At 71.5% G+C, this 26,382-nt stretch carries 21 protein-coding genes; 15 read left to right on the top strand and 6 right to left on the bottom strand.

From position 1 onward, the window contains the following. Positions 1-13 precede the first annotated feature (13 nt). Positions 14-1,051, bottom strand: coding sequence for a LacI family DNA-binding transcriptional regulator (locus HTV45_RS07470; protein WP_215204833.1), 1,038 nt, complete (start codon positions 1,049-1,051; stop codon positions 14-16). A 328-nt stretch (positions 1,052-1,379) separates the two neighbouring features. On the opposite strand from HTV45_RS07470, the gene HTV45_RS07465 reads away from it, so the two are divergent. Then, positions 1,380-1,799, top strand: coding sequence for a Rieske (2Fe-2S) protein (locus tag HTV45_RS07465; protein ID WP_215204832.1), 420 nt, complete (start codon positions 1,380-1,382; stop codon positions 1,797-1,799). Positions 1,800-1,805: 6 nt separating this feature from the next. Here the strand turns inward: HTV45_RS07465 and HTV45_RS07460 are convergent, their stop codons facing one another. After that, positions 1,806-2,753: a hypothetical protein gene (locus tag HTV45_RS07460; protein WP_215204831.1), complete on the bottom strand. Its 948-nt coding sequence runs from the start codon at positions 2,751-2,753 to the stop codon at positions 1,806-1,808. A 282-nt stretch (positions 2,754-3,035) separates the two neighbouring features. Next, on the bottom strand, positions 3,036-3,203 hold the full coding sequence (locus HTV45_RS07455) for a hypothetical protein (RefSeq protein WP_215204830.1): 168 nt from the start codon (positions 3,201-3,203) through the stop codon (positions 3,036-3,038). Between the two features lie 169 nt (positions 3,204-3,372). On the opposite strand from HTV45_RS07455, the gene uvrC reads away from it, so the two are divergent. The 11 genes from uvrC (at position 3,373) to pgi (ending at position 17,955) form a co-directional block, all read left to right on the top strand. Then, entirely contained in the window at positions 3,373-5,487 is a 2,115-nt protein-coding gene (gene uvrC / locus HTV45_RS07450; protein WP_215204829.1) for an excinuclease ABC subunit UvrC, read from the top strand. Then, entirely contained in the window at positions 5,484-6,491 is a 1,008-nt protein-coding gene (gene rapZ / locus HTV45_RS07445; protein WP_215204828.1) for an RNase adapter RapZ, read from the top strand. Before uvrC ends, rapZ begins: the two co-directional genes overlap by 4 nt. Next, positions 6,488-7,555 carry a uridine diphosphate-N-acetylglucosamine-binding protein YvcK gene (yvcK, locus tag HTV45_RS07440; RefSeq protein ID WP_215204827.1) on the top strand — a complete coding sequence of 356 codons (1,068 nt, stop codon included), beginning with the start codon at positions 6,488-6,490 and terminating at the stop codon, positions 7,553-7,555. The genes rapZ and yvcK overlap by 4 nt, the downstream gene beginning before the upstream one ends. Then, the gene (gene whiA / locus HTV45_RS07435; protein WP_215204826.1) at positions 7,546-8,535 is read left to right on the top strand and encodes a DNA-binding protein WhiA; all 990 of its coding nucleotides are present in this window, start codon (positions 7,546-7,548) and stop codon (positions 8,533-8,535) included. The genes yvcK and whiA overlap by 10 nt, the downstream gene beginning before the upstream one ends. 360 nt (positions 8,536-8,895) lie before the next feature. After that, complete coding sequence (locus tag HTV45_RS07430; RefSeq protein WP_215204825.1) at positions 8,896-11,850, top strand: M14 family metallopeptidase; 2,955 nt, start codon at positions 8,896-8,898, stop codon at positions 11,848-11,850. A 227-nt stretch (positions 11,851-12,077) separates the two neighbouring features. Beyond that, positions 12,078-13,085: a type I glyceraldehyde-3-phosphate dehydrogenase gene (gene gap / locus HTV45_RS07425; protein WP_215204824.1), complete on the top strand. Its 1,008-nt coding sequence runs from the start codon at positions 12,078-12,080 to the stop codon at positions 13,083-13,085. A gap of 162 nt (positions 13,086-13,247) precedes the next feature. Then, the gene (pgk, locus tag HTV45_RS07420) at positions 13,248-14,459 is read left to right on the top strand and encodes a phosphoglycerate kinase (RefSeq protein WP_215204823.1); all 1,212 of its coding nucleotides are present in this window, start codon (positions 13,248-13,250) and stop codon (positions 14,457-14,459) included. 40 nt (positions 14,460-14,499) lie between these two features. Further along, positions 14,500-15,255 carry a triose-phosphate isomerase gene (gene tpiA / locus HTV45_RS07415; protein ID WP_215204895.1) on the top strand — a complete coding sequence of 252 codons (756 nt, stop codon included), beginning with the start codon at positions 14,500-14,502 and terminating at the stop codon, positions 15,253-15,255. Between the two features lie 101 nt (positions 15,256-15,356). Continuing rightward, positions 15,357-15,587, top strand: a complete 231-nt coding sequence (gene secG, locus HTV45_RS07410) for a preprotein translocase subunit SecG (RefSeq protein ID WP_215204894.1) — start codon at positions 15,357-15,359, stop codon at positions 15,585-15,587. A gap of 211 nt (positions 15,588-15,798) precedes the next feature. Then, positions 15,799-16,134: an RNA polymerase-binding protein RbpA gene (locus HTV45_RS07405; protein ID WP_079110552.1), complete on the top strand. Its 336-nt coding sequence runs from the start codon at positions 15,799-15,801 to the stop codon at positions 16,132-16,134. 165 nt (positions 16,135-16,299) lie between these two features. Beyond that, positions 16,300-17,955 carry a glucose-6-phosphate isomerase gene (gene pgi / locus HTV45_RS07400; RefSeq protein WP_215204822.1) on the top strand — a complete coding sequence of 552 codons (1,656 nt, stop codon included), beginning with the start codon at positions 16,300-16,302 and terminating at the stop codon, positions 17,953-17,955. A gap of 216 nt (positions 17,956-18,171) precedes the next feature. On the opposite strand, the gene HTV45_RS07395 is transcribed toward pgi, so the two are convergent. The 3 genes from HTV45_RS07395 to HTV45_RS07385 are packed head-to-tail and all read right to left on the bottom strand — an operon-like array spanning position 18,172 to position 21,759. Further along, a complete protein-coding gene (locus tag HTV45_RS07395) occupies positions 18,172-20,454 on the bottom strand; it encodes an ABC transporter permease (protein WP_215204821.1) in 2,283 nt (760 codons plus the stop codon). Between the two features lie 40 nt (positions 20,455-20,494). Next, positions 20,495-21,247, bottom strand: coding sequence for an ABC transporter ATP-binding protein (locus tag HTV45_RS07390; RefSeq protein ID WP_215204820.1), 753 nt, complete (start codon positions 21,245-21,247; stop codon positions 20,495-20,497). Beyond that, positions 21,244-21,759: a PadR family transcriptional regulator gene (locus HTV45_RS07385; RefSeq protein WP_215204819.1), complete on the bottom strand. Its 516-nt coding sequence runs from the start codon at positions 21,757-21,759 to the stop codon at positions 21,244-21,246. The genes HTV45_RS07390 and HTV45_RS07385 overlap by 4 nt, the downstream gene beginning before the upstream one ends. A 127-nt stretch (positions 21,760-21,886) precedes the next feature. Here HTV45_RS07385 and HTV45_RS07380 point away from each other — a divergent pair, with 127 nt between their 5' ends. From HTV45_RS07380 to HTV45_RS07370, 3 genes are all read left to right on the top strand, one after another. Next, complete coding sequence (locus HTV45_RS07380; RefSeq protein ID WP_215204893.1) at positions 21,887-23,158, top strand: ABC transporter substrate-binding protein; 1,272 nt, start codon at positions 21,887-21,889, stop codon at positions 23,156-23,158. Positions 23,159-23,351: 193 nt separating this feature from the next. Continuing rightward, positions 23,352-24,971: a glycoside hydrolase family 13 protein gene (locus HTV45_RS07375; RefSeq protein ID WP_215204818.1), complete on the top strand. Its 1,620-nt coding sequence runs from the start codon at positions 23,352-23,354 to the stop codon at positions 24,969-24,971. 80 nt (positions 24,972-25,051) lie between these two features. Further along, a complete protein-coding gene (locus HTV45_RS07370; protein WP_215204892.1) occupies positions 25,052-26,380 on the top strand; it encodes an ABC transporter substrate-binding protein in 1,329 nt (442 codons plus the stop codon). Positions 26,381-26,382 lie beyond the last annotated feature (2 nt).

The following is a 26,382-nucleotide window of genomic DNA, read 5'->3' as shown; positions in this document are numbered from 1 at the left end:
GACTCAGGGGGAGTCATGGGCTCATCGGGTCGCCCGGACAGCCGCAGGAGGTGCGGTGCACGAAGGCGCAGGGGAGCTGTTCGGTCCGGGTGGGCCGGTCCGGTTCGGCGAGACGTTCCAGGAGTACGCGCACGGCCCGGGAGCCGATCTCCCGGCTGGGCTGGGCGACGGCCGTGAGACGGGGCGAGAACAGATCGGCCCAGGCGAAGTCGTCGAAGCAGCACAGGGCGATGTCCCGGGGAACGGACAGACCGTGGTCCCGCAGGGTGCGCAGTGCGCCGATGGTCATGGCGTTGTTGGCGGTGACCAGCGCGGTGGGAGGCGCGTGGAGGGCCAGCAGGGTGGTGGTGGCCCGTTCGGCCCCGGCCGTCTCGGAGTCGCCGTGCACCAGGAGCCGCTCGTCGTACGGCAGACCGGCCGCCGCCAGCCCGTGCCGGTAGCCGGTGATCCGCTCGGCGGTCGTACTGAGCCCCGGCAGCCCGGCGACCAGGCCGATCCGGCGGTGGCCCAGGCCGGCGAGATGGGTCACCAGGCCGGCTGTCGGCGCTGTGCTCTCGGCGCACACCTGGTCGAAACGGAGGCCTTCGCCGCCGGCCGTGGGCGTCCTGACCAGCCGGTCCAGGAAGACGGTGGGCACCCGGTGGCGTCCCAGGTAGGTGAGGAGCGCGTGCGGCTGGGCGGACGGGGCGACGATCAGGCCCTCCACGCGGCGCTCGTGCAGCAGCTGGACGACCTTGCGTTCGTGGTCGGGGTCGTCGTGCGGGTCCGCGATGAGGAGGCTGTAGCCGTGCTCCAGGGCCGCGGCCTCGACACCCTGGAGGATCTCCGTGAAGAACGGGTTGCTGATCGCCGACACCGCCAGCCCGATCGACCGGGTGCGGGAGGTCACCAGGGAGCGGGCGAGGGTGTTGGGGGTGTACCCCAGTTCCTCGATGGCGTCGAGGACGGCACGGCGGGTGTGGGGGCGCACCGGGCGGGTGTTGTTCAGGACGTGGGAGACGGTGGCGACGGAGACACCCGCGGTGCGGGCCACGTCGGCCATGGTTGCCATCGGGGCGCTCCCTTCGTGCCGTCACGTCCTGGTGGGGACCGTAGCCCACGTGAGTGGCGTGCGTAAACGCTTGCGTAAGCGTTTACGCGATGTCGGCGCCGGGGGGGATCCTGCGCAGTCCGGCGCCTGCGGGGTGCCCCCGCTCTCGGCTCAGCTCGGGCGGAGGGACGCCCACCGCCCATCCGTGCCGCCCTGCGGCACGAGCGCCCGCGAAGACGGAGACGGAGACGAAGACGGAGGCGGATTCACCCGCGCGCGGCGAGCACGGGCGCCCCCGGTATCGTCCCTGGTGGCCCCCGTCTGTCGACGTTGCACCAGTGGAGTTCTCATGTCCGCCCGACCCGCCGCGAGCCGCCGTACCGTTCTGCGAGGCGTGGCTCTCACCCCCGTCGCGGCTCTGGGGCTCACCGCGTGTCAGGGCGACGAGGACGGGGCCGCTCCGCTGAGCGGGCCCGTCGAGCTCGGTCCGCAGAGCGAGGTTCCCGAGGGCGGCGCGAAGCTGTACCGGGACCACAACGTGGTGGTCACCCGGAGCGGTGACGGCACTCTCAAGGCGTACGGCAGCATCTGCACGCACGCGGGCTGCCCCGTCGACAGGCTGGACGGGACGAGACTGATCTGCCCGTGTCACGGCAGCGAGTTCGACGCCACCACCGGCAAGGTGCTGCGCGAGCCGGCCGTGGCGCCACTGAAGCAGCTGACCGTCGAGGTGAAGAACGGCACGCTGGTCGCCGCCCCGCAGGTCTGACCGGGGTCAGTCCCAGTCCCAGGAGATCCCCACGTAGCCCGACCGCAGTCGCGGTTCCACGAGGTGCACCGAGTGGTGCCGTCCCCGTAGCGGCAGCTCCTGGCGCCCTCCGCGCGGTGCCGCGGCCGAATGCTGGGTGAACCGGTGACAGCGCACCGGGAGCGCCCCGGGGTCGAAGCACACCTGGAGCGCGTACTGGCCGCCGGGGGAGTCCGCCCCGCGCACGTACTCGCGCGAGACACCGGCCGTGCCGTCCTCGACGGCGTAGCGGAAGAGGAAGGTGTCCCCGGCCCGCAGCCGAGTGTCGAAGAGCAGTTCGACGGCGAGCACACCGGTGTCGTGGTCCCGGCGCACCCGCCCGGTCCGGCAGTTCTCCAGCGCGTGCACGGTCATCCGCTCCGGCGCGGAGCCGGGGTCGCCGTGATGGACGGCCACATAGCGGTCGACGCCGTCCCGGTGCGCGCGCACGATGTGGTGCGACTCGCACCCCGCCAGCTCCCGGTGCGCTCCGATCCGTACCCGCTCGTGGTGTCCCAGGGCGTGCAGCCCGCCGTCGCGCGGTGTGCCGAAGCCGGCCAGCAGGCGTTCCAGGGCGCCCGACGCCTCCACCAGGGAGCGGTAGGAGCGGCCGGGGGAGCGGCGGTCCGCCGCGCGCGCGTCGGATTCGGCGAGCAGCCGGATCAGGGACTCCTCCGGCAGCTCCAGGATCTCCTCCAGTGCCCGTACGGCACGCAGTGACTCCGGGCGCTGAGGGCGGCGGGCGCCCTGCTGCCAGTAACTCAGGCTGGTGACGCCCACCCTGACGCCGTGGCGCGACAGATGGTGCTGCACCCGCTGCAACGGCAGTCCCCGCGCGGCTATGGCGGCGCGCAGGGCGACGTGGAACGGGCCGCCACGCAGGGCCGAGTCCAGTTCCGCGGTGTCGACGTCCGCGTGCTGTGTGGCGTGCGGCATGCAGGGGCCTTTCTGTGAATGTCCACAACGGCTGGTCAGACCGTTCGCGCGGGGCACCCCGGAGCCCGCCCCCGTCGGCATGGCGGAGCCTTCACATCCGTACGCCGCCGTTCAGGGTCCCGAGTCCCCCCGCATTGAAGCGTGTTGACCTAGTCCCGACAACACCTGACGCCCAACAGCGGCGCACACCCGCCGGGGGCACGCGCCGTGATGTGGTTCTCGTCCGTTCCGGAAGCCCTTCCGGAAGCTCTTCCTGCCCTTCCGGACCTTCCGCGAGGCGGTCTAGGAGCCGCCCGCGCCGTCCGGCCCCTGAAGGCGCGACCGCAGGCGCTTCGCGCGCACGATGTCCGGATCGCGCGGGTCGAGGGAGTCGAGGAGCGCGGACGTCTCGTCCGTGTACCGGCGGGAGCGGGCCGGCCGTCGTGGTTTCTCGATCCGCGTCTGTCGCATCCGACCAGTCCTCCGACTCGTGACCGTCCTGACCGCCTCATGACCGTCCGGGGGACGGAACCCCCACCTTCCCGCTTCCCACCCGCCGTAACCCCTTCCGGGCCGCACCGCGCCCCCGGCCGTCCACAGCCCCGCCGCGCTGTCGGTCTCCGCCAGTAGGGTGTGAGACATGGCCGACCCCTCCAGCTACCGCCCCAAACCGGGTGAGATCCCCGACTCGCCGGGGGTCTACCGGTTCCGCGACGAGCACCGCCGGGTGATCTACGTCGGAAAGGCGAAGAGCCTGCGCCAGCGCCTGGCGAACTACTTCCAGGACCTGGCCGGGCTGCACCCCCGCACGCGCTCGATGGTGACCACGGCCGCGTCCGTGGAGTGGACGGTGGTGTCCACGGAGGTGGAGGCGCTCCAGCTGGAGTACTCCTGGATCAAGGAGTACGACCCCCGGTTCAACGTCAAGTACCGCGACGACAAGAGCTACCCGTACCTCGCGGTGACGATGGGCGAGGAGTTTCCGCGCGTCCAGGTGATGCGCGGTCACAAGAAGAAGGGCGTGCGCTACTTCGGTCCGTACGCGCACGCGTGGGCGATCCGCGACACGGTGGACCTGATGCTGCGCGTCTTCCCGGTGCGTACCTGCTCGGCCGGAGTGTTCAAGAACGCCGCCCGCACCGGCCGGCCGTGCCTGCTCGGCTACATCGACAAGTGCTCGGCGCCCTGTGTGGACCGGGTCTCCGCCGGGGAACACCGTGAGCTGGCCGAGGAGTTCTGCGACTTCATGGCAGGCCGCACCGGTACCTACCTCCGCCGTCTGGAGGCGCGGATGACGGAGGCGGCCGAGGAGATGGAGTACGAGCGGGCCGCGCGCCTGCGCGACGACATAGGGGCCCTGAGGAAGGCCATGGAGAAGAACGCGGTCGTGCTCGCCGACGCGACCGACGCCGACCTGATCGCGGTCGCCGAGGACGAGCTGGAGGCGGCCGTCCAGATCTTCCACGTGCGGGGCGGACGCGTGCGCGGCCAGCGCGGCTGGGTCACCGACAAGGTCGAGGAGATCACCACCGGCGCCCTGGTCGAGCACGCCCTGCAGCAGCTCTACGGCGAGGAGACCGGCGACGCGGTCCCCCGGGAGGTCCTGGTTCCCGCCCTGCCGGACCCGGTGGAGCCGGTCCAGGAGTGGCTGACCGGGCGGCGCGGCTCGGGCGTCTCCCTGCGCATCCCGCAGCGCGGGGACAAGAGAGCCCTGATGGAGACCGTGGAGCGCAACGCCCAGCAGTCGCTCGTGCTGCACAAGACCAAGCGCGCCTCCGACCTCACCACGCGCTCGCGCGCGCTGGAGGAGATCACCGACGCCCTGGACCTGGACAGCGCCCCGCTGAGGATCGAGTGCTACGACATCTCCCATCTCCAGGGCGACGACGTGGTGGCCTCCATGGTCGTCTTCGAGGACGGGCTGGCCCGCAAGAGCGAGTACCGGCGCTTCCAGATCAAGGGCCGGGCCGGGGACACGCAGCTCTGGCACGGCCAGGGACAGGACGACGTCCGTTCCATGCACGAGGTGATCACCCGGCGCTTCCGGCGCTACCTCGCGGAGAAGGAGCGCACGGGGGAGTGGACCGACGGCGAGGACCCGGGGGCCGGGACGCCGGCCGGAGGGCTCGCCGAGCCGCCCGCGCACACGCTCACCGAGGACGACGGCCGTCCCCGGCGGTTCGCCTACCCGCCGCAGCTCGTCGTGGTCGACGGCGGCGCCCCGCAGGTCGCGGCGGCCCGGCGGGCGCTGGACGACCTGGGCATCGACGACATCGCCGTGTGCGGACTCGCCAAGCGGCTGGAGGAGGTCTGGCTGCCGGGCGACGACGACCCGGTGGTGCTGCCCCGTACCAGCGAGGGCCTCTATCTGCTCCAGCGGGTCCGTGACGAGGCGCACCGCTTCGCGATCTCCTACCAGCGGACCAAACGGACCAAGCGTTTCCGCTCCAGCCCGCTGGACGATGTGCCCGGCCTCGGCGAGACGCGCAGACAGGCACTGCTCAAGCACTTCGGTTCGTTGAAGAAGCTGCGAGCGGCGACAATCGACCAGATCTGCGAGGTTCCTGGCATAGGACGCAAGACGGCCGAAACGATCGCCGGGGCTCTTGCGCGGGCGGAACCCGCCGCCCCCGCGGTGAACACGGCGACGGGCGAGATCATGGATGACACGGATGAACCCGGGCAGGCGACGGGTTCTCCCGGGGAGCCCGTGTCCACGGGCGCCCCGGACGAACGACGGGGGCAGGAGCGATGACCGAGCACGAGACAGGGCAGCCCGCAGCGGAGCAGGACGGGGCGAGGCAGCACACTGGCGGGACCGAGACCCGCGGGAGCGCCCGCCGGAACGACGGAGCACAGGTGGAAACGGGCAAGGAAAACGGCGGGGTGCCCGAGGCGGGCATCCCCGAGCTGGTGATCATCTCCGGCATGTCCGGGGCCGGCCGCTCGACGGCGGCGAAGTGTCTGGAGGACCTGGGCTGGTTCGTGGTGGACAACCTGCCGCCCGCGCTGATCACCACCATGGTGGAGCTCGGCGCGCGTTCGCAGGGCAACGTGGCGCGGATCGCGGTCGTCGTCGACGTCCGCGGCCGGCGCTTCTTCGACAATCTGCGCGAGTCCCTCGCCGACCTCGACGGGCGGGGCGTCACCCGGCGGACCGTCTTCCTGGAGTCCTCCGACGACGCCCTGGTGCGCCGCTTCGAGTCCGTGCGGCGCCCGCACCCCCTCCAGGGCGACGGCCGCATCGTCGACGGCATCGCCGCCGAGCGGGAGCTGCTGCGCGAGCTGCGCGGCGACGCCGACCTGGTGATCGACACCTCCAGCCTCAACGTGCACGAGCTGCGGGCCAAGATGGACGCCCAGTTCGCCGGTGAGGAGGAGCCCGAGCTGCGGGCCACCGTCATGTCCTTCGGCTTCAAGTACGGCCTCCCCGTCGACGCCGACATGGTCGTGGACATGCGGTTCCTGCCCAACCCGCACTGGGTCCCGGAACTGCGTCCGTACACCGGCCTCAACGAGGAGGTGGCGTCGTACATCTTCAACCAGCCCGGCGCCAAGGAGTTCCTCGACCGGTACGCCGAGATGCTGCGGCTGATCGCCGCGGGCTACCGGCGTGAGGGCAAGCGCTATGTGACCATCGCTGTGGGCTGTACGGGTGGCAAGCACCGCTCGGTCGCCATGTCGGAGAAGCTCGCCGCCCGGCTCGTCGCCGAGGGTGTGGAGACGGTGGTCGTCCACCGGGACATGGGACGGGAATGACACGACGTACCCCCCGGCTGAGCCGGCTGCGCAGAGCGGTCCCCGAGGGCCGCGCCGGCCGTCCGGTCGAGACCCGGGGCGCCAGACCGCGCCGCAGGGGTGCCCAGCCCAAGGTCGTCGCCCTCGGCGGCGGCATGGGCCTCTCGGCCTCGCTCGCCGCCCTGCGCCGGATCACCGGCGACCTCACGGCCGTCGTCACCGTCGCCGACGACGGCGGCTCCAGCGGGCGCCTGCGCGACGAACTGGGCGTACTGCCCCCGGGTGATCTGCGCAAGGCGCTGGCCGCGCTGTGCGGGGACGACGACTGGGGCCAGACCTGGGCCCGGGTCATCCAGCACCGCTTCCAGTCCCAGGGCGACCTGCACGAGCACGCGGTCGGCAATCTGCTGATCGTCGCCCTGTGGGAGCAGCTCGGTGACCATGTGCAGGCGCTGGACCTGGTGGGCCTGCTGCTCGGCGCGCACGGGCGCGTGCTGCCCATGTCCGCCGTGCCGCTGGAGCTCCAGGCTCTCGTCAAGGGCCACGACCCCGAGCGGCCGGAGGAGACCGGCACGGTCCGCGGTCAGGCCACCGTCGCCCTCACCCCCGGCGAGGTGCAGTCCGTCCACCTCGTCCCGAACGACCCGCCGGCCGTCCCCGAGGCGGTGGCGGCGGTCCTCGACGCGGACTGGGTGGTGCTCGGCCCCGGCTCCTGGTTCTCCTCCGTCATCCCGCATCTGCTCGTGCCCGAACTGCTGGACGCGCTCGTCGAGACGAAGGCCCGCAGGGTGCTCTCGCTGAACCTCGCGCCGCAGCCCGGGGAAACCGAGGGCTTCTCACCGCAGCGTCATTTGGAGGTTTTGGGACGACACGCCCCTAAACTCGCTCTGGACGTGGTGCTGGCCGACGAGGCCGCCGTGCCCGACCGCGATTCACTGACCGAAGCCGCCGAGCGGTTCGGCGCCGCGGTCGAGCTGGCCCCCGTGGCCCGGCCCGACGGAAGCCCCCGGCACGACCCGGAGCTGTTGGCCGCCGCGTACGACCGTATTTTTCGGATGCATGGAAGGATCGGCCCATGGCGATGACGGCAGCGGTGAAGGACGAGATCAGCCGGCTCCCCGTCACCCGTACCTGCTGCAGGAAGGCGGAGGTCTCCGCCATTCTGCGGTTCGCCGGCGGCCTCCACCTGGTGAGCGGGCGCATCGTGATCGAGGCGGAGCTGGACACCGCGATGGCGGCGCGCCGGCTCAAGCGGGACATCCTGGAGATCTTCGGCCACAGCTCCGAACTCATCGTGATGGCGCCGGGCGGACTGCGCCGCGGCTCGCGTTACGTCGTCCGGGTGGTCGCGGGCGGTGACCAGCTGGCCCGCCAGACCGGGCTGGTGGACGGCCGGGGCCGCCCGATCCGGGGTCTGCCCCCACAGGTGGTCTCGGGAGCGACCTGTGACGCCGAGGCGGCCTGGCGCGGGGCCTTCCTGGCGCACGGCTCCCTCACCGAGCCCGGCCGGTCCTGCTCCCTGGAGGTGACCTGCCCCGGCCCGGAGGCCGCGCTCGCCCTGGTCGGTGCCGCCCGCAGGCTGCACATCCCGGCCAAGGCCCGGGAGGTCCGCGGTGTGGACCGGGTGGTGGTCCGTGACGGCGACGCCATCGGCGCGCTGCTCACCCGGCTCGGCGCCCACGAATCGGTGCTGGCCTGGGAGGAGCGCCGGATGCGCCGCGAGGTGCGTGCCACGGCGAACCGGCTGGCCAACTTCGACGACGCCAACCTGCGCCGCTCCGCCCGCGCGGCGGTCGCGGCCGGCGCCCGGGTCCAGCGAGCCCTGGAGATCCTCGCCGACGACGTCCCCGAGCACCTGGCCGCGGCCGGCCGGCTGCGCATGGAGCACAAGCAGGCCTCCCTCGAGGAACTGGGCGCGCTCGCCGACCCGCCGCTGACCAAGGACGCCGTGGCCGGCCGGATCCGCCGGCTGCTGGCCATGGCCGACAAGCGCGCCTCCGACCTCGGCATCCCGGGCACGGACGCCAACATCGGCGAGGAGCTGGACGACAAACTCGCCGTCTGACCCGCCCGCCCCGCCCGCCCAGCCCTCCCGCAGGACGCACCGGCTCCGCAGGACGCCCGCCCCGTACGACGGGGCTGCCGTCAGGGCTCGTGCGGCCGTGGAGCCGCTTGACGACCGGGGTGGGAGCGGCCGGTCGAGGGCTGCGCCGGCGGGTGGTGCTCCGCCCGTGGTCCCGGCCCGTCAGGCCGGCCGGTCTGACCGTCGAGTTGTCTGACGGGTGATCAGAGCTGCGTCGCCGGCACCCACTTGGGTGGCCGGTACCGGTCGCCGTGTGTCGTGGTGGCGCCCTTGACTCGATCATGGTGTGTCATGAGCCTGGCATCTGTTCGCCGCTGTGGCGGACCACTCTCTGGGGGGCTCATGAGACACAGAGCGAGATCGATCCTCGCTGTCGGCACGCTCCTGATCGGCGGAGCGAGTCTTGCACCCATCGCCCAGGCACAGCCCGGTGACCCCGCGGCTCCCGGCCCCGAGGAGGTCAAGGTCTTCCGCGCCGACGTCACCGAGCGGCAGGTCCCCCTGCTGCTGGCGGCCGGCCAGGACGGCCACGAACTCGGCGAGCGGGTGCCCGAGACGGGCACCGCCACCGTCGAGGTCTACCTCACCGAAGGGCAGGCGCAGAAGCTGGAGCGACAGGGCGTCGACCTCACCGAGCACACCCTCTCCGCCCGCGCGCAGGCCCGGGTCGAGGACTCCGCCGAGGGCGTGTTCCGCCCGTACGGCGCGAAGGGCGGGCTCAAGGAGGAGATCCTCCGCACCGCGCGGGAGCACCCCGGTCTCACCAAGGTCGTCTCCATCGGCAGGACGGTGCGGGGCCAGGACATCCTCGCCCTGAAGCTCACCAGGAAGGCCAGGGAGACCGGGGACGGCTCCCGGCCGGCCGTGCTCTACATGTCCAACCAGCACGCGCGCGAGTGGATCACCCCGGAGATGACCCGGCGGCTGATGCACCACTACCTGGACTCCTACCAGACGGACAAGCGGATCAAGAGGATCGTCGACACCACCGAACTGTGGTTCGTCCTCTCCGCCAACCCCGACGGCTACGACCACACCTTCGCCGGCGACGCCAACCGTCTGTGGCGCAAGAACCTGCGTGACGTCAACGGCGACGGCGCCATCGGCACCGGCGACGGCGTCGACCTCAACCGCAACTTCCCCTACAAGTGGGGCTACGACGACGAGGGCTCGTCCCCCCACCCCACCAGCCAGACCTACCGCGGCGCGAGCCCCGGCTCCGAGCCCGAGACCAGGGCCGTCGACGCCTTCCAGAAGCGCATCGGTTTCACGTACGGCATCAACTACCACTCCGCGGCGGAACTCCTGCTCTACGGAGTGGGCTGGCAGGTGGCCACACCCACCCCCGACGACGTCCTCTACGAGGCCCTCGCCGGCACGCCGGGCAACTCCGCGATCCCCGGCTACCACCCGCAGCTCTCCTCGGAGCTCTACACCACCAACGGTGAGGCCGACGGCCACGCGGCCAACGTCAACGGCATGGCGATGTTCACGCCCGAGATGTCGACCTGCCAGACCGTGTCCGACGCCGACCCCGGCGACGGGTGGAACGCGCGCGACTGCCGGTCGGGCTTCAACTTCCCCGACGACGAGCGGCTGATCCAGCAGGAGTTCGCCAAGAACATCCCGTTCGCGCTCTCCGTCGCCGAGTCCGCCGCCCACCCCGACCGGCCGTCCTCCCCGGTCGGTCTGGAGGCCGCGGACTTCACCCCGGCGCCCTTCACCGCGTCGTACGCCCGCGGCGCCGCCCAGGAGGTCTCCGTCGTCGTCCGCAAGGCCCTGCGCGACAAGGAGCTCGAGTACCGCGTCAACGGCGGCCGCACGCACGGCGCGGACCTCAGGCGCTTCAAGGGCGGCGAGCGGTACGGCGGTGAGGACAACCTCTACTTCGACGAGTACCGGGCGAAGGTGCGGCACGGCAAGCCCGGCGACAGGGTCGAGGTCTGGTTCACCGGCGAGGCCCGCCGGGGCAGCAAGGTCACCGGCGGGCACTTCACCTACACCGTGTCCGCACGCCCCCGCGCGGACGTCCTCGTCGTCTCGGAAGAGGGTGCGAAGGCCACTCACAGCCGGAAGTACGTCGACGCGCTCAGGGCGAGCGGCCACCGCGCGGCGGTCTGGGACGTCGCCGAGCAGGGAGCCCCGGACGCCCTCGGCGTGCTGAGCCACTTCCGCACGGTCGTGCACCACACCGGCGCGGCCACCCCCGGCGTCGCCACCCAGCTCCAGCTCCGGGCCTTCCTCAACGAGGGCGGCCGGCTGATCGAGGCGGGCGAGCAGGCGGGCGGCAGCGTCGACCTCGGGGACGGCACCCTCTCGGACGACTTCAGCCAGTACTACCTGGGGGCCTACAGCCGCACTCCGGCCCCGGAAGTCACCGGCTTCACCGGAGACGGAGCGCTGAGCGGCTTCACCGGCCCGCTGGGCGACGCGCCCGGCAACCCGCTGGACCGGGCCGGCACCTACGCCGTCACCTCCGACGAACTGCCCGCCGACCGCTACCCCCGGTTCGCGAGCGCCGGTGCCGGGCAGTACCCCGGCACCGTCAACCCGTACGGGCCCTACGCCGGCTCGTACATGGCCGCCGCCGTGCACACCGACGACGGCTACAAGCGCCTCACCCGCACCATCGACCTCACCGGCACCACCGCGGCCGAGCGGCCCACCCTGCGCACCCAGTTGCTGTGGGACACCGAGCCCGGCTACGACAACGTCATCGCCGAGGCGCACACCTCCGGCGCCGGCGACTGGACGACCCTCCCCGAAGCGGGCGGCGCCACCCGCACCACCGTGCCCGCCGAGTGCGCGGCCGGGTTCTATCTGGCCGGGCATCCCTGGCTGGAGCACTACCTGACGCTGTCCGACGACGGCTGTGCCGCGACCGGCACCACCGGGTCCTGGAACAGCCTCACCGGTTCCTCCGCGGGCTGGCGGCAGGTGGAGTTCGACCTGAGCGCCTACGCCGGGAGAACGGTCGAGGTGTCCCTCGCCTACGTCACCGACCCGGGCAGCGGCGGCCGGGGCGTCCTCGCGGACGAGGCCTCCCTGGTCGTCGGCGGTACGGCGGCGGGGACCGAGGGCTTCGAGGCCTCGCTCGGTGCCTGGCAGGCGTCCGGGCCGCCCGCGGGCAGTCCGGCCGTGCTGAAGGACTGGGCACGCACCGGGGCACTGTTCCGGACCCACGGCGCGGTCACCACCGGCGACACCGTGCTGCTGGGCTTCGGTCTGGAGCACCTGACGTCCGCGGCCGACCGGTCCGCGCTGCTGAGGAGGGCGCTGGATGCCCTCGGCAGGTGAACACGGCAGGCCGCCGGCACACCGCCTTCCGTGGAGGAACGAGGTGAGAAGGGGCTGCCGGCACGGGCGGTCCGTACCCTACTGACGGGTACGGACCGCCCTGCCGGGTATGGGGCAACTCGATGTCACGGCCAGGGTCCCGGAGGGGTAGGGTCGACAGTGGTCGGGGACATCCCAAATACAGCTCGCCGGCGTCACAGCCGGCGTACCAACGAGGAGATCGGTTCGTGACGATCCGCGTAGGCATCAACGGGTTCGGCCGCATCGGTCGCAACTACTTCCGCGCATTGCTGGAGCAGGGCGCCGACATCGAGATCGTGGCCGTCAACGACCTGGGTGACACGGCGACCACTGCACATCTGCTGAAGTACGACACCATCCTGGGCCGCCTCAAGCAGGAGGTCTCGCACACCGAGAACACCATCACCGTCGGGGACAAGACGGTCAAGGTCCTCTCCGAGCGCAACCCCGCCGACATCCCGTGGGGCGAGCTGGGAGTCGACATCGTCATCGAGTCGACCGGCATCTTCACCAAGAAGGAAGACGCCGGCAAGCACATCACCGGTGGCGCCAAGAAGGTCATCATCTCCGCCCCGGCGAAGGACGAGGACATCACCCTCGTCATGGGCGTGAACCACGACCAGTACGACCCGGCGAACCACCACGTCATCTCCAACGCCTCCTGCACCACCAACTGTGTGGCGCCGATGGCGAAGGTGCTGGACGAGAACTTCGGCATCGTCAAGGGCCTGATGACGACGGTGCACGCGTACACCAACGACCAGCGGATCCTCGACTTCCCGCACAAGGACCTGCGTCGCGCGCGTGCCGCCGCCGAGAACATCATCCCGACCACCACCGGTGCCGCGAAGGCCACCGCGCTGGTGCTGCCGCAGCTCAAGGGCAAGCTGGACGGCATCGCGATGCGCGTCCCGGTCCCGACCGGCTCGGTCACCGACCTGGTCGTCGAGCTCGGCCGCGAGGTCACCAAGGAAGAGGTCAACGCCGCCTTCCAGAAGGCCGCCGAGGGCGAGCTGAAGGGCTACCTCGAGTACACCGAGGACGCGATCGTCTCCTCCGACATCGTCAACGCCCCGGCGTCCTGCACCTTCGACTCGTCCCTGACCATGGTCCAGGACGGCAAGAGCGTGAAGATCATCGGTTGGTACGACAATGAGTGGGGCTACTCCAACCGCCTGGTCGACCTGACGGTCTTCGTGGGCAACCAGCTCTGATCGTGGAGCAGACGGCCTGATATGAGTGCAGGGCTCGGCCGGTGCGGCAACGCGCGGGCCGAGCCCTGACGCACGTATCGGAACAGCCGCTCTTCTTCGATCACGAGCGATCACGAGCGATCACGAGCTCAGCCGAACACGAGCTCTAGCCAGGGAGCCCCTATGAAGACGATCGACGAACTCCTCTCCGAAGGCGTCGCGGGCAAGCGGGTCTTCGTCCGCGCCGACCTCAACGTGCCGCTGGACGGCACCGCCATCACCGACGACGGCCGTATCCGCGCCGTGGTGCCCACCGTCAGGGCACTCGCAGGGGCGGGCGCCCGCGTGGTCGTGGCCTCGCACCTGGGCCGCCCCAAGGGCGCCCCGGACCCGGCCTTCTCCCTCGCCCCGGCCGCCGCGCGCCTCGGTGAACTCCTCGGCGCCGACGTCGCCTTCGCGACCGACACCGTCGGTGACTCCGCCACCGCCACCGTCGCCGGCCTCGCCGGCGGACAGGTCGCGGTCATCGAGAACCTGCGCTTCAACGCCGGCGAGACCAGCAAGGACGACGCCGAGCGCGGCGCCTTCGCCGACCGGCTGGCCGCCCTCGCCGACGCGTACGTGGGCGACGGCTTCGGAGCGGTGCACCGCAAGCACGCCTCGGTCTTCGACCTCCCGGCGCGGCTGCCGCACTACGCCGGACACCTCATCGCCACCGAGGTCGGCGTGCTGAAGAAGCTCACCGACGACGTCCGGCGGCCCTACGTGGTCGCCCTCGGCGGCGCCAAGGTCTCCGACAAGCTCGCCGTCATCGACCAACTGCTCGGCAGGGCCGACCGCATCCTCATCGGCGGCGGCATGGCGTACACCTTCCTCAAGGCCCAGGGCCACGAGATCGGCTCGTCCCTGCTGCAGGAGGACCAGATCCCGGTCGTACGGGAGTACATGGAGCGCGCCGGGAAGACCGGCGTCGAACTGGTGCTGCCGGTCGACACCCTGGTCGCGGCCGAGTTCCCCGACATGAGGACCAAGGCGCCGGCCCACCCCGACACCGTCGCCGCGGACGCCATGCCGGCCGGCCGGATGGGCCTGGACATCGGCCCGCAGACCCGCAAGCTGTACGCCTCGAAGCTCGCCGACGCCGGCACCGTCTTCTGGAACGGTCCCATGGGCGTCTTCGAGCACCCCGATTACGCCGAGGGCACCAAGGCGGTCGCCCAGGCCCTCATCGACTCCCCGGGTTTCACCGTGGTGGGCGGCGGAGACTCCGCCGCCGCGGTCCGTACCCTGGGCTTCGACGAGCAGGCATTCGGCCACATCTCGACCGGAGGCGGCGCCTCCCTCGAATACCTCGAGGGCAAGACGCTCCCCGGCCTCGCCGCACTGGAGGACTGACCCTCACATGACCGCACTGGAAACAGGCCGCACGCCGCTGATGGCGGGCAACTGGAAGATGAACCTCAACCACCTCGAGGCCATCGCCCACGTCCAGAAGCTCGCCTTCGCCCTGGCCGACAAGGACTACGAGGCCGTCGAGGTCGCCGTCCTGCCGCCCTTCACCGACCTGCGCTCCGTGCAGACGCTGGTCGACGGTGACAAGCTGAAGATCAAGTACGGCGCCCAGGACATCTCGGCGCACGACGGCGGTGCCTACACCGGCGAGATCTCCGGCTCCATGCTGGCCAAGCTGAAGTGCACCTACGTGGCCGTCGGCCACTCCGAGCGCCGGCAGTACCACGCCGAGACCGACGAGATCGTCAACGCCAAGGTGAAGGCCGCCTACAAGCACGGCATCACCCCGATCCTCTGCGTCGGCGAGGAGCTGGAGGTCCGTGAGGCGGGCAACCACGTCGCCCACACCCTCGCCCAGGTCGAGGGCGGACTGAAGGACCTGCCGGCCGAGCAGGCCGAGACGGTCGTCGTCGCCTACGAGCCGGTGTGGGCCATCGGCACCGGCAAGGTCTGCGGCGCCGACGACGCCCAGGAGGTCTGCGCCGCCATCCGCGGGAAGATCGCCGAGCTCTACACCCAGGAGCTGGCCGACCGGGTCCGCATCCAGTACGGCGGCTCGGTCAAGTCCGGCAACGTCGCCGAGATCATGGCGCAGGCCGACATCGACGGTGCGCTGGTCGGCGGCGCCTCGCTGGACGCCGACGAGTTCGTCAAGATCGCCCGATTCCGCGACCAGTGAGTATGCGGTAACGGCGATTCGTCGTACCCTTGCGGGGTCCAGCAGTGTGCTGGGCCCCGCGTCGTCCATCCGAGTCCGAGGAAGTTGGTCCAGCCGTGATTATGGGGTTCACCATCGCCCTGATCGTCTTCAGCCTGCTGCTGATGCTGCTGGTGCTGATGCACAAGGGAAAGGGCGGCGGTCTCTCCGACATGTTCGGTGGTGGCATGCAGTCCTCCGTCGGCGGCTCCTCGGTCGCCGAGCGCAACCTCGACCGGATCACCGTCGTGGTCGGTCTGCTCTGGTTCGCGTGCATCGTCGTGCTCGGCATCACCATGAAGACGAACAACTGACCCGAGGGCGCATTCCGCTCGCATTTCCGGTTGAGGCCCCATGTTCGGTACGCGCGGCTGAGCGCTTGCCTATCATGGGGCTTGCGTCTGGGAGCGAGGGAAGGTAACTCCTATCACTGGACGCGCGTTGGGCCTTACGTAGACTGAGGCGCCCGCGGCGAAGCGGAAGGCCGACTCGCTTCGCGGCACCATCACGCAGGGAGTTACGACCGTGGCAAGTGGCAACGCGATCCGGGGAAGCCGGGTCGGGGCGGGGCCGATGGGCGAGGCCGAGCGCGGCGAGTCCGCGCCGCGGCTGCGCATCTCCTTCTGGTGCTCCAACGGGCACGAGACACAGCCGAGCTTCGCGAGCGACGCGCAGGTGCCCGATACCTGGGACTGCCCCCGCTGCGGATTCCCGGCCGGGCAGGACCGCGACAGCCCTCCGGACCCGCCGCGTACCGAGCCCTACAAGACCCACCTGGCCTACGTGCGGGAGCGCCGCAGTGACGCGGACGGCGAGGCGATCCTCGCCGAAGCGCTCGCCAAGCTGCGGGGCGAGATCTAGGGCCTTTCCGGCCGCGGCGCACCCAGGACCTGCGGGCAGGTCCTGGGTGCTTCCGACGGGCCGGTTCCGGACCCCGGACTCCTCCGGCCTTCTTCACCGCTGATCAATTAGGTTGGGAACAGCCGGCACAGCGGGGACACCCAAGGAAGAAGGCTGAAGTCCGAGATGAACGCAGACGGCCGTACGAGGCTCAATCAGACGCCCGAATGGACCGCACTGGCCAAGCACCGTGAGGAACTCGGCGAGGCGCGGCTGCGCGAACTGTTCGCCGCCGACCCCGGCCGCGGCACCGGGTACACCCTCCGGGTCGGTGACCTGTACGTCGACTACTCCAAGCACCTGGTCACCGACGAAACCCTGCGGCTGCTGAGGGAGTTGGCCGCCGCCACCGACGTGTTCGGGCTGCGCGACGCCATGTTCCGCGGCGAGAGGATCAACACCACCGAGGACCGGGCCGTGCTGCACACCGCGCTCCGGGCCGCCCGGGACTCGGTGATCGAGGTCGACGGGGAGAACGTCGTACCGGCCGTGCACGCCGTCCTCGACCGGATGGCCGACTTCGCCGGCCGGGTCCGCTCCGGTGAATGGACCGGCCACACCGGCAAGCGCATCCGCAGCATCGTCAACATCGGCATCGGCGGCTCCGACCTGGGCCCCGCCATGGCGTACGAGGTGCTGCGCGCCTGGACCGACCGGGACCTCACGCTCCGCTTCGTGTCCAACGTGGACGGCGCCGACCTGCACGAGGCGACCCGGGACCTGGACCCGGCCGAGACGCTGTTCATCGTCGCGTCGAAGACCTTCACCACCATCGAGACGGTCACCAACGCGACCTCGGCGCGGACCTGGCTGCTCAACTCCCTCGGTGGGGAAGAGGACGCCGTCGCGAAGCACTTCGTCGCCCTGTCGACGAACGCCGGCAAGGTCGCCGACTTCGGCATCGACACGTCGAACATGTTCGAGTTCTGGGACTGGGTCGGCGGCCGCTACTCCTTCGACTCGGCGATCGGGCTGTCGCTGATGATCGCCATCGGCCCGGACCGCTTCCGGGAGATGCTCGACGGATTCCGCACCGTGGACGAGCACTTCCGCACCGCCCCCGCCGAGTCCAACGTGCCACTGCTGCTGGGCCTGCTGGGCGTCTGGTACGGCAACTTCCACGACGCGCAGTCGCACGCGGTCCTGCCGTACTCCCACTACCTGTCGAAGTTCACCGCCTACCTCCAGCAGCTCGACATGGAGTCCAACGGCAAGTACGTCGACCGGGACGGGCGCGAGGTGGAGTGGCAGACCGGCCCGGTCGTGTGGGGCACGCCGGGCACCAACGGGCAGCACGCCTACTACCAGTTGATCCACCAGGGCACGAAGCTGATCCCGGCCGACTTCATCGGCTTCGCCGAGCCCGTCGCCGAGCTGAGCGACGAACTCAAGGCGCAGCACGACCTGTTGATGGCCAACTTCTTCGCTCAGACGCAGGCTCTCGCCTTCGGCAAGACCCCGGAGGAGGTGCGCGGGGAAGGGGTGCCGGAGGAACTGGTCCCGCACAAGACGTTCAAGGGCGACCACCCCACCACCACGATCCTCGCGCGCGAGCTGACGCCGTCCGTGCTCGGCCAGCTCGTCGCCCTGTACGAGCACAAGGTGTTCGTACAGGGCGCGATCTGGAACATCGACTCCTTCGACCAGTGGGGCGTCGAACTCGGCAAGGTCCTCGCCAAGCGCGTCGAGCCCGCGCTCACGGAAGGCGCGGATGTCCCGGGCCTGGACGCGTCCACCAAGGCCCTGGTCGCCACCTACCGGGAGCTGCGCGGCCGGCGCTGACCCCACGCGGCCGGCGCTGACCCTACGCGGGTGAGCGGACGGTGGCCGTGGGCCTCGTATGCCGCCCCCGCCGCCCCTTCCCGGTCCCGTCCCCCGGGGGCTCCGCCCCAGGTCCGGGAGCCGGAGGGGCTGGAAGTCAGCCCCTCCGGCGTCTGAGGAGCCGGGGTCTGGGGCGGAGCCCCGGGTTCGGGACGGGAAAGGGCGGCGGGGGCGAATTCAGGCCACCGCGCTCAGGGTGTCCGCGAGACGACGTCGGGCCGCTCGCGCGGCGGGAAGAGCGGCGAGGGCGCCGGCGCCCAGCACGGCGGCCGTCCCGAGCAGCAGCAGGAGCACGGGTGAGGGCCCCTGGGCGATCCCGGCGCCGATACCGCTCGATCTCCCCTGCGCGTCGATCAGCCAGTGCGCCAGCGGCAGACCGAGGGCCAGGGCGAGCAGCACGGCCGCCAGGGCCGTACCGGCGGTGGCCGTGACCGTGACGGCGGTGATCTGGCGGGGGGAGAGCCCGACGGCCTTGAGCGCCAGCAGATCGCGCTCGCCCTCACGGACCGTGCCGCCGATGGCCGTCAGCAGTTCGATCAGCCCGATCAGCGAGAGGATCACGATCAGCCCGAGCACGACCGCGCGCAGCGGGGACAGCCCGTCCGCCGGATTGGCCACCGTGTGCACCTCCAGGTGACCGCGGCCCGCCGAGGCCAGCCGGGCGGCGACCGCGTCCGGGTCGGCACCCGGCTCCAGCCGCAGCTGGTAGAGGCTGGGCCTGAGGTCCGGGTCGTTGGCGCGGAGGGTGTCGAGCGAGGTGGAGATGACCCGGCCGGCGTTCTCCGGTTCGATGCTGCGGCCGACGATGTGCAGGATCTGCGGCTGGTCGCCGACGGTCATCCGCACCCAGTCGCCCACCTGGACGTGCAACAGGTCGAGCAGGCCCTGCCCGGCCACCGCCTCGTCCGGCCCGCGCGCGGCGCGGCCCTCGGCCAGCGTGAACGGGTACGGCTCCCGTTGGGTGCCCAGTCCGCGCAGGGCGATGGTCGCGGTCTGGCCGGGGACCAGCGCGGCCACCTCCACGCCCGGGTAGGCCGCGGCGACCTGCGGATCGCGCTCCAGCAGGGCACGGGTCCCCCGGTCGCCCAGCGAGGCGTCCGCGCGGACACCGAGCGCGGTGGGCAGGCCCATCCGCTCGGGACTGGTGTGGAAGCGGTCGATGGTGGTCCAGGCGCTCAGCGCCACGACGATCAGCAGCAGCGGCAGGGCCAGCCTGCCCACCGCGCCCAGTGAGCGCGACCGGCGGGCGAACGCCTTGTGCCAGCCCAGGACCAGCGCCGGCGGCACCCGCGCTCCCAGCGCCCGCCGCGCCACACCGCTCAGCCGGCCCGCCGGTGAGGCCGCGGGCCGCGGCACCGGGACCGGCGGCACCCGGCCCGCCCGCCAGGCGGCCAGGCCGGTGGTCGCGCCGATGAACAGCACCGCCCCGGCCGGCACCGTGACCAGTGCCACGGTGTGACCGGGCAGCCCCTGCCACACGGCTACCGCGTCGCCGAGCCGCCCCGGCACCGCACTGCCCAGCACCTCGGTGAGCGCGGCGGCGGCCACCGCCCCGAGCAGGGCGTAGACCAGGTGCTGGACCAGGAAGACCCGGACGACCTGACCGGGCGTGAAGCCGATCGCCTTCAGGATGGAGAGGTCGCGCAGATGCCCCCGGATCCGGGTGGCGATCGCCCCGTGCACGGCGAATCCGGCGGCGGCCAGCGCGCCGAGCCCGAACAGGCCCAGCACCTGCCCCAGGAGCCGGTTGTCACCCTGTGCCTCGGCGCGCGCCTGCTGCCAGGTGGCCACCTCGCCGATCGCCCCGGCGCCCAGCTCGGTCACCGCCCGCTGCACCGCGTACCCGGTGTCGCCCGGGTCGGTCAGCCGCAGCCCCATCACCTGGCTGTCCGGGTCCGGCACGGCCGGGGGCAGAACCCACACCAGGCCCGTGCGCTCGCCCGGCCGGTAGCGGGGTTCGGCACTGTCGGCGATGCCCACCACGGTGAGCTTCCGCGCGGTGCCGGGCACGGTGAGCGTGTCGCCGGGGGCCGTCAGCAGCGCGCGGGCGAGCCGGCTCTCCAGCACCACCCCGTCCGGGGCGGCCGGGTCCAGCCAGTGTCCGGAGGTGACCAGCGGGCGGCCCACCCGCGGCTCGGCGGAGGTGCCGCGCAGCTCCACGGAGGCACGGCCGGCCTGCGAGGCGAGGGTGAGCGAGGCCGCCGGGTAGGGGCCGGCGACGGCCTCCACCCCGTCCAGACCGGCCAGTCTCCCGGCGTCGGCGGCTGCGGTGGTGTGCAGCGTGACGTGCGCGCCGTGCGCCTGGGTGAAGACCCGCTGCCAGGGATTGGTGGCGTACCCGAACAGGGCCGCGGCCAGCAGCAGGGAGACGACGATGCCCGCGGTGGCGAGCACCAGGAACAGCGCCTCGCCGCGGTGCGTCCGCAGATCGGAGTGCGCCCAGCGCAGAGTCGCTCGCACCGGCGGTCAGCTCCTCGGGGGACGGTCGTGGCAGCGCATGTCAGTCCCTGAGCTCCAGCACACCCGATGCCCCGGCACGGCGCGGCGGCGTGCCGCCGTCGAGTTCCGCGTCGTCGGCGATCCGGCCGTCGAAGAAGCTGATCACCCGGTCCGCGGCGCTGGCCAGCCGGGCGTCGTGGGTGACCAGCGCGATGGTCTGCCCACGCCGGTGGAAGCGGGACAGCAGCCGCATCACCTCGCGGGTGCCCTTGCTGTCCAGGCTGCCCGCGGGCTCGTCGGCCAGCAGCAGCGGCGGATGGTTGACCAGCGCCCGGGCGAGGGCGACCCGCTGCTGCTCACCTCCGGACAGCTCGCCCGGCATGCTGCGCTCCTTGCCCTCGAGGCCGAGTTCGCTGAGGAGCTCCTCCCGCCCGGCGCGGGCCTTCTTCGGCGGTACCCCGGCGAGCAGCGCGGGCAGCTCCACATTGTCGGCGACCGACAGATCGGAGACGAGGTTGAAGAACTGGAAGACGATCCCGATGCGCCTGCGGCGCTCCACGGCCCAGCGGGCCTCGCTGTAGCCGTCGGTGCGCTCGCCGTCCAGCCAGAGACTGCCCGCGTCCGGCCGCTGTAGCCCGCCGAGCAGATGCAGCAGCGTCGACTTGCCCGCACCGGACGGACCGGTGATCGCCACGAACTCACCGCGCGTCACCCGGAGGTCGACGCCGCGCACGGCATGCGCCGGGGCGCCCTCGCCGTGGTGCGTCTTGACCAGGCCTTCGGCGCGCAGCACTTCAGCGACGCTCTCGCTCACCGAAGCTCCTCCAGCTCTTCCTGGCACCGTTCCAGCCAGTCGAGGTCGGCCTGCAGATGCAGCATGGCGCCCTCGATCAGCAGTTGGGAGATGCGGTTGTCCCGGTCCTCTGCGGCGGCCAGCTTCGACAGCTGCCGCATGGTGTTCAGATACTGTCGCCGCTGCCTGTTGATCAGGGCGATCCGGTCGGTGAGACCGGTCTGCGGGGCCAGCGCCAGTTTCATGAAGAACTCGTCCCGCACCCGCGGTTCGTCCGCCGTCTCCTCGTACCAGACGCGCAGCGCCTCCCGCCCGGCGTCGGTGAGGTGGTAGACCTTCTTGTTGGGCCGGCTGGACTGCTCGACGGCCTCGCCCTCGATCAGTCCGGTCTTCTCGAGGCGGCCGAGGGTGACGTAGATCTGGCCGACGTTCGGCTGAGGGTACGCGGAGCCCAGCAGTTGCTCAAGGTCCTGCTTGAGCTCATATCCGTGGGCCGGGCCGCGGGCGAGCAGCGCCAGGAGGGGCAGCCGCACTCGTGCTCTCCTCCTCGCGTCCTGTGGGCAATGTGCCGCAGGCCCTAGTATCGCCCATACCTAACAGGTATACATGGCCACTGACCCCGGCAAGGGTGCCCGGGTGCCGGTGTACAGGGAGGAACCTATGCGGTGGATCCATGCCGCGGGTAGGGGCCTTCTCGTCCTGGTCGTCGTCCTGACCGGTTACGTCGCCTCCGGCGCGCGGACCGACCAGGCAGGCGGGAGCGGTCGCGGACCGCTCACCCTGGCCACCGCGGGCGATCTCACCGGGTATCTCGGGTCGGTGCTCGAAGGCTGGAACCGTACCCATCCCGGCGAGAAGGTCACCCTCGTCGAACTGCCCGACTCCGCCGACGAGACCCGGGCACAGATGATCACGGACCTGCGCGGCGGTGAGCGAGGCCGGTTCGACGTGCTCAACATCGACGTCAGCTGGACCTCGGAGTTCGCCGCCGCCGGCTGGATCCGCCCGCTGCCCCGGGACCGCTTCCCGCTCGACACCTTCCTGCCCCCGGTCGTGGCCACGGCGACCTACGACGACCGGCTGTACGCCGTCCCGTACGTCACCAACGCCGGGCTGCTCCTGTACCGCGCGGACGTCCTCGCCGAAGCGGGCGTCCCGCCGCCGCGCACCTGGGCCGAGCTGGAGCGGGCCGCGAAGACGGTCGCCCCCGCGTACGGACTCGACGGCTACGCGGGCCAGTTCCTCCCCTACGAGGGCCTCACCGTGAACGCGGCCGAGGCCGTGTACTCGGCGGGCGGCACCATCCTCGGCGACGAGGGCGAGCGGGTCACCGTGAACTCCCGGGCGGCGAGGAAGGGCATCGGCTTCCTCGCCCGCGGGGTCAGTGAGGGCTGGATCCCGCAGGAGGCGCTGGCGTACAAGGAGGAGGAGTCCAAGCAGGCCTTCCAGGACGGGCGGCTGCTCTTCCTGCGCAACTGGCCCTATGCCTACGTCGCCGCCTCCGCGTCCGGTTCCAGGGTCGCCGGCCGGGTCGGCGCCGTACCGCTGCCGGGCCCGGACGGCCCGGGCACCAGTGTCCTCGGCGGCTCGAACCTGGCGGTCAGCAGCCATGCCCGGCACCCCGACTCCGCCGCGCGGCTGATCGCGTACCTCACCAGTGAGCGCGTCCAGCGCCAGGTGCTCACCCGGGGCGCGCTGCCGCCGGTACGGGCCGACGTGTACGCGGATCCGGCGCTGATCCGGCGCTTCCCGTATCTGCCGACCCTGCGCGAGAGCGTGCTCGCCGCCGCTCCGCGCCCCAAGAGCCCGCACTACGACCAGGTGAGCCTGGTGGTGCAGGCGGTGGTGCACGACGCGATGACCGGGCGGCAGACGCCCGAGGCCGCGGTGCGCCGGCTGGCGGGCGAACTCGCCGCCGTCTCCGCGCGGTAGAGCGATCGCGACCCTCTTCTAGTTACTTGTTAGGTAACGCGGGTGTCTCAAAGGTGCCTGGTGTGCCTCGGTATGTACCGATTCATGCGCCACAACCGCCCAGTAGCTCGGGCAACTTCATTGACACCCTCTCGACATGTCTACCTAACATGTATGCATAACGAACGAGGCTCCTCACAGACAGGTCACTGGGGTGAACAGGCAGCACTGGTGGCGGGACGCGGTGATCTACCAGGTGTACGTCCGCAGCTTTCTGGACAGCACCGGTGACGGCATCGGCGATCTCGCCGGGGTCAGGGCGGGACTGCCGTACCTGAAGAAGCTCGGCGTGGACGGGATCTGGCTGAGCCCCTTCTACCCCTCGCCGCAGCACGACCACGGCTACGACGTGGCCGACTACCGCGACGTCGACCCCGTCTTCGGCGACCTCGCCGAATTCGACCGGCTGACGGCCGCCGCCCGCCGCCTCGGCGTCAAGGTCCTGCTGGACATCGTCCCCAACCACTGCTCCAGCGAGCACCTCTGGTTCCGCGAGGCACTCGCCGCTGCCCCCGGCGGCCCGGAACGCGCCCGGTTCCACTTCGCCGACGGCCGCGGGCCGGACGGCGCCGAGCCGCCCAACAACTGGCACGCCATGTTCGGCGGCCCCGCCTGGACCCGTGTCACCGAGCCCGACGGCAGCCCCGGCCAGTGGTACCTGCACATGTTCACGCCCGAACAGCCGGACTGGAACTGGCGCGACCCCGACGTCGCCGCCGACTTCGACCGCACCCTGCGCTTCTGGCTGGACCGGGGCGTCGACGGCTTCCGCATCGATGTCGCCGCCGGCCTGTTCAAGCACCCGGCACTGCCCGACTCCCCGGACCCGGAGGCCGACGCCCGCACCCGCGACTCGGTCAACCCGCTCGCCTGGAACCAGCCCGAGGTGCACGACGTGTGGCGGCACTGGCGCGCCGTGTGCGAGGAGTACACCGCCCGCGACGGCCGCGAACGCCTCCTGGTCGGCGAGGTCTCCGTCCCCACCGCCCGCGAGCACGCCCGGTACGTCCGCGCCGACGAGCTCCATCAGGCCTTCTTCTTCGACCTGCTGGGAGCCCCCTGGGACGCCGACGCCTTCCGCAAGGTCATCGCCGAGGCCATGCAGGACATCGCCGGCACCGGTTCCACCGTCACCTGGGTCCTCAACAACCACGACCAGGTCCGCACCGTCACCCGCTACGGCGAACCCGCCCCCGAGGGCAGCGGACTCGGCGCCGCCCGCGCCCGCGCCGCCGCCCTGCTGATGCTGGCGCTTCCCGGAGCCGCGTACATCTACCAGGGTGAGGAACTGGGCCTGCCCGAGGTCATCGACCTGCCCGACGACGTGCTCACCGACCCGATCTTCCGCCGCACCGGCAGCCGCGCGCGGATACGGGACGGCTGCCGGGTGCCGCTGCCCTGGTCGGGGCACGCCTCCCCGTTCGGCTTCACCTCCGGCGCCGAGGGTGCCAAACCCTGGCTGCCGCAGCCGGAGTACTTCGCCGAGTACGCCACCCACCGCGCCCTCGCCGACACCCGCTCCTCCTGGCATCTGTACCGCGACGGTCTGCAACTGCGGTCAGCCCTGCCCCAGCTGGGTGAGGGGACGCTGAGCTGGCTGGACACCCAGCCCGGCGTCCTCGCCTTCGCCCGCGGCGACGACCTCGTCTGCGCCGTCAACTTCACGGCCGCCCCCGTACCCGCTCCGGTCCCCGGCACCCCGCTGCTCGCCAGCGGGCCCTGCCCGCCCGGAGTGCTGCCCGGCTCCACCGCCGCCTGGTGGATCGACTCCTGAGCGGGGCGCCCGAGGCGGGCGCCGTGCTTACGAAGCAAGCAAGTCCGGTCAACTCCCGTATCCCCGAAGGGACATCGATGATGATGCGACGACGTACCACCCTGCTCACCGGATGCACCGCCCTCGTCCTCGCGCTCGGCGCGACCGCCTGCGGCGGCGGCGAGCCCGTCGCGGCCGGCGGCGGCGACAAGTCGCTCGACGGCCAGAGCGTCACCGTGGCCGGTGTCTGGTCCGGCAGCGAGCAGAAGAACTTCCAGAAGGTGCTGGACGCCTTCACCGAGAAGACCGGCGCCAAGACCCAGTTCGTCTCCACCGGCGACAACGTCTCCACCGTCGTCGGCAGCAAGATCGAGGGCGGCAACGCCCCCGACGTCGTCATGGTCCCGCAGGTCGGTGTGCTCAAGCAGTTCGCCGAGAACGGCTGGCTCGAGCCGCTGGACAAGAAGGTCGGGGCAACCGTCGGCGAGAACTTCGCCGACGTCTGGCAGAACTACGGCACCGTCGACGGCGAGCTGTACGGCCTCTACTTCAAGGCCGCCCACAAGTCCACCGTCTGGTACAGCGCCGAAGCCCTCGAACAGGCCGGCGTCACCCCGCCGAAGACCTACGACGCCATGCTCGAGGACGGACGGACCATCTCCGACTCCGGGCTCGCGGCCTTCTCCGTCGCCGGGCAGGACGGCTGGACCCTCACCGACTGGTTCGAGAACGTCTACCTCTCCCAGGCCGGACCCGAGAAGTACGACGCCCTCGCCGCGCACGAGATCAAGTGGACCGACCCCACCGTCGTCGAGGCGCTCACCACCCTCGGCGAGCTGTTCAAGGACAAGCAGCTGATCGAGGGCGGCCAGAAGGGCGCCCTCAACACCGACTTCCCCGGCTCCGTGGAGAAGGTCTTCGGACCCGAGGCCGAGGCCGCCATGGTCTACGAGGGCGACTTCGTCGCCGGCGTCGCCAAGGACCAGTTCGGCAGGAACATCGGCACCGACGCGAACTTCTTCCCCTTCCCGCCGGTCGGCGACGGCCGGGCCCCCGTGGTCAGCGGCGGTGACGCGGCCGTCGTCCTCAAGGACGGCAAGAACGGCAAGGCCGGTATGGCGCTCCTGGAGTACCTGGCGACCCCCGAGGCCGCCGCGGTGTGGGCCGAGGCGGGCGGCTTCCTGTCCCCGAACAGCAAGCTCGACCCCGCCTCCTACGGCGACGACGTCACCCGCGCCACCGCCGAGTCCCTGATCGAGGCCGGTGACTCCGTCCGCTTCGACATGTCCGACCAGGCCCCCGCGGCCTTCGGCGGCACCAAGGGCGCCGGCGAGTGGAAGATCCTCCAGGACTTCCTGCGCGACCCGTCCGACCCGGCGAAGACCGCGGCCGAGCTCGAGAAGGCCGCCGCCAAGGCCTACGGGAACTGACG

Source organism: Streptomyces sp. CHD11 (assembly GCF_018638295.1).
Taxonomy (GTDB): Bacteria; Actinomycetota; Actinomycetes; order Streptomycetales; family Streptomycetaceae; genus Streptomyces.
This window is presented reverse-complemented; position numbering and strand designations above follow the sequence as displayed.